Annotated in this window: 1 protein-coding gene; it reads right to left on the bottom strand. The window is 77.6% G+C overall.

Translation table 11 applies throughout. The features are described 5' to 3' along the window. A partial coding sequence (locus ABZV34_RS39730) for a beta-ketoacyl reductase (RefSeq protein WP_356288259.1) occupies positions 1-1,202 on the bottom strand: 1,202 nt, incomplete at both ends.

Genomic DNA, 1,202 nt, shown 5'->3' with positions numbered 1-1,202 from the left:
CGGGCGGCCGGCGGACGGGGAGGGGGTGGCCTCAGGAAGGTCCCGCAGGAGTGCGCTCGGCCGGATCGACGTGAAGGCCGGTGCGAACCGGGGCCAGTCGATGTCGGCCACGAACTCGGTGGTCACCCCCGAGTCCAGGGCCGTCGCGAGGGCGGCGACGGCCAGGTCCGGGTCGAGTGACGCCACGGCGCCACGGCTGCGCCGGCGGCCGCCCGCGGCGTCGGCGGCCATGCCGCCGCCGGCCCACGGCCCCCAGGCCAGGGAGGTGGCGGGCAGTCCGGCGGCGCGGCGCTGCTGCGCGAGGGTGTCGAGGTAGGCGTTGGCGGCGGCGTAGTTGGCCTGGCCGAGGGTGCCCAGGGTGCCGGAGACGGAGGAGAACAGCACGAAGGCGGACAGGTCGCGGTCGCGGGTGAGGTCGTGGAGGTTGCGGGCGGCGGCCAGTTTGGGGCGCAGCACGGTCTCCAGGCTCTCGGGCGACAGCGTGTCGATGAGCCGGTCGTCGAGGACGCCCGCGGTGTGCACCACGGCGTCCACCGGGTGCCGGGCCAGGAGGGCGGCGAGCGCGTCGCGGTCGGCGACGTCGCAGGCGGCGATCTCCAGTGCGGTGCCGGTGCCCTCCAGCGCGGCCTTCAGCCGGGCCGCGCCCTCGGCGCCGGCGCCGGAGCGGCTGACGGCGAGGACCCGTTCGGCGCCCTGTGCGGCGAGCCAGGCGGCGGTGTGCACGCCGAGGGCGCCGGTGGCGCCGGTCAGCAGGACGGTGCCGTGCCAGGCGGGAGTTTCGGCGGGAGCGGCGCCGGCCGGTATCCGTTCCAGGCGGCGCAGGAAGGTGCCGGAGCCGCGTACCGCGACCTGGTCCTCCCCGTCGCGGCCGGCCAGGACCGCGCTCAGCCGGCGGCCGATGTCCTCGGCGACCGGGGCGCCGGTGGTGCCGGGGAGGTCGACCAGTCCGCCCCAGCTCTGCGGGTACTCCAGGGCCGCGGTACGGCCGAAGCCCCAGACGGCGGCCTGTTCGGGTGCGGTGGGTGCCTCCTGGGCGTGGACGCCGACGGCTCCTGTGGTCAGGCACCACAGGGGCGCGGGGGACGATCCCGGTGCTGTGTCCGGGCCGTCCAGGCTGCCGGAACTGTCGGAGAGTGCCTGGACGAGCGCGGCGGTGGCGGCGAGGCCGCCCGGGGTGGAGGCGTGCTCGGGCAGGGGCCGGG

The sequence above is a fragment of the Streptomyces sp. NPDC005195 genome (genome assembly GCF_040608315.1).
GTDB lineage: Bacteria > Actinomycetota > Actinomycetes > Streptomycetales > Streptomycetaceae > Streptomyces > Streptomyces kaempferi.
Note: the sequence above shows the minus strand (reverse complement) of the source record. Positions and strands in the feature narration are given on the sequence as shown.